The organism is Mesorhizobium sp. M5C.F.Ca.IN.020.29.1.1 (assembly GCF_003997375.1).
Lineage (GTDB): Bacteria > Pseudomonadota > Alphaproteobacteria > Rhizobiales > Rhizobiaceae > Mesorhizobium > Mesorhizobium wenxiniae.
Window position 1 is genome coordinate 1 of the sequence record NZ_RZSW01000717.1, and the last position, 2,525, is coordinate 2,525.

Annotated in this window: 3 protein-coding genes; all 3 read right to left on the reverse strand. The window is 65.9% G+C overall.

Annotated elements, in window-relative coordinates; all coding sequences use genetic code 11:
• The coding region (locus EOA85_RS32580; protein WP_164760037.1) for a nitrite/sulfite reductase at positions 1–531 on the reverse strand (531 nt) is incomplete at its 3' end.
• Positions 532–577: 46 nt separating this feature from the next.
• Positions 578–883: a DUF2849 domain-containing protein gene (locus EOA85_RS32585; RefSeq protein ID WP_127212458.1), complete on the reverse strand. Its 306-nt coding sequence runs from the start codon at positions 881–883 to the stop codon at positions 578–580.
• The gene (gene cysG / locus EOA85_RS32590) at positions 880–2,331 is read right to left on the reverse strand and encodes a siroheme synthase CysG (protein WP_127212459.1); all 1,452 of its coding nucleotides are present in this window, start codon (positions 2,329–2,331) and stop codon (positions 880–882) included. The genes EOA85_RS32585 and cysG overlap by 4 nt, the downstream gene beginning before the upstream one ends.
• Between the last annotated feature and the right edge of the window lie 194 nt (positions 2,332–2,525).

Sequence of the window (2,525 nt, forward strand, 5' to 3'; positions counted from 1 at the left end):
GCGGTCGCGCTCGGCGCCGGTCACCGCGATCTTGAATTTTCTCGGCAGGAACGAGAACTCCGGATGCACCGACGACCATTGGCGCAGGATTTCCGCGTAGGGGCGCGGATCGGCGACCTCGTCGGCGGCGGCACCGGCAAAGTGGTCGGCGGTGACGTTGCGGATGCAATTGCCGCTGGTCTGGATGGCGTGCATTTCCACACTCGCCAGATCGGCCAGGATCGCCGGGATGTCCGACAGCGCCGGCCAGTTGAACTGGATGTTCTGGCGCGTCGTGAAATGGCCGTAGCCCTTGTCGTATTTGCGGGCGATGTGGCCGAGCATGCGCAGCTGCTTGCTGTTCAGCGTGCCGTAAGGCACCGCAATGCGCAGCATGTAAGCGTGCAATTGCAGGTAGACGCCGTTCATCAGCCTCAGCGGCCGGAACTGATCCTCGGTGATCTCGCCAGCAAGCCGCCGCGCGACCTGATCGCTGAACTCGGCGACGCGGGCCTGGACGAAATCGTGATCGAACTCATCGTAACGGTACATGTCTGGTCTTTCCGGGCGCGTCCGCCCGTTTCATCAATGTGGTCGTTTACGCCGCCCGGGCGGCTTGCGGGCGGGCCTGCTTGCCCAGGTCGTTGCGGTTGGTCGGGCCGGCGGCGCGGATCTTTTCGCGGAGCCGGACCGGCTCGACCACACCATTGGCGACGGTCACGTCGATCAGATTAACATCGACCACTTCGTTGTTGGCATAGGCCGTGGCGCCGATCGCCCCCAGCCGGTCTTCAGCCGCCTTATCATGAGCGACATCGGCATTGTCGATGATCTCGGCCCAGCCGCCGTTGGCGTACCAGACGGCTTCGCCGTCGGTCAGGCGGTTTGCGGTCAGAACTTTCATCGTTCAGCTCCTTCGGCGGCTGTTTGGGCCGCGCCTTCATGCCTGTGTGCCGCGAGCGGCTCGGAACGTTCAAAGTTGGCGCCGGCGACTGCATCGCCGATGATCGTCATGACCGGGCCGGTAAGGTCGGCGCGGACCTCAAGCGACGGCAGGTCGGCGAGCGTGCCGTGGAAACGGCGGCGGTTGGCAAGGCTGGCATTCTCGACCACGGCGACCGCCGTATCCGGCGACAGGCCCGCCTCGATCAGCCGGCCGGCAACTTCGGCCGCGACTGAGCGGCCCATATAGACGGCGACCGTTGCGCCGGAGATGGCGAGCTTGGCCCAGTCGGGCAGCGAATTTCCCTTGAGGTCATGGCCGGTAGTGAACACCATAGATGACGACACGCCGCGCAGCGTCAGCGGCAACTCGAAATCGGCGGCGGCGGCGAAGGCCGCGGTGACGCCAGGAACCACCTCATAAGCGATGCCGGCATCGCGCAGCGCCGCCATTTCCTCGCCCGCCCGGCCGAACACCAGCGGATCGCCGGATTTCAGCCGCACGACGCGCTTGCCGTCGCGGCCGAGTTCAATCAGCAGTGCGTTGATTTCGGCCTGGCTCTTGGTATGGCAGCCCTTGCGTTTGCCCACCGGCAGACGCTCGGCGTCGCGGCGACCCATGGCGACGATCGTCTCCGGCACGAGTGCGTCATGGACGATGACATCGGCTTCCATCAGCAGGCGGTGGGCGCGCAACGTCAGCAGGTCTTCGGCGCCGGGACCCGCGCCAACCAGGGCAATGTGGCCCGATGCCGGCGCGTTCGAAAGCAACAGGTCAACGGCGGCATCATGCGCCTGCGAAAGCTGGCCGGCCGCCATGGCGCGGGCCGGCGCGCCGCCGAAAAAGTCGCTCCAGAAGCGCCGACGGGCATTGCCTTTCGGCAGCAATCTCTCAGCGGTGCCGCGTAACGAGGCGGCAAGCGAAGCAAGCGGCCCGAGCGACGGCGACAGCATGCGGTCGATGCGGCTGCGCAGCATCTGGGCAAGCACCGGGCCGGCCCCTTCCGTGCCGATGGCAATGGCGACCGGCGCGCGGTTGACCAGCGCTGGGGTGAAGAAATCGCACAGCTCCGGCCGGTCGACGGCATTGACCGGAATGCCCATCCGGCGCGCATCTTCGGCAACCCGGCGGTCGAGCGCCTCATTGCCGCTGGCGGTAAACGCCATGACCGCGCCTTCGAGATGCGCGGCATCGTAGGCGGCAGCAATGTGGATGGCACCGTTCGCGGCGATGAAGGCCAGCAACTCGGCCTCGGCGGCATCGGCTATGATGCGCAGCACGGCGCTCGACTGGCCGATCAGCCGCGCCTTGGCCAGAGCCTCCTCGCCGCCGCCGACGATGGCCACGGCTTCGCCCTCGACCCGCATGAATACGGGAAACGCGTTGAGCTTGGCGGTGGCCTGCGGCATGGCGAGCGGATCCTGAATACGCTGGCAGTTCTACGCGCGGGCGCGAAAAAGCAGAAGGAACGCACTCGCGCATCGCTTCGTGCGAAGCAATCGCTTTTCCGCAAGCACCAAAGGCAGGAGAAAAAAATTCCACAGCCACGAGTGGAGCGGATCCAAGCCGCTATTGCGAGCCTTGATCTGTGGCGGTTCTAGCG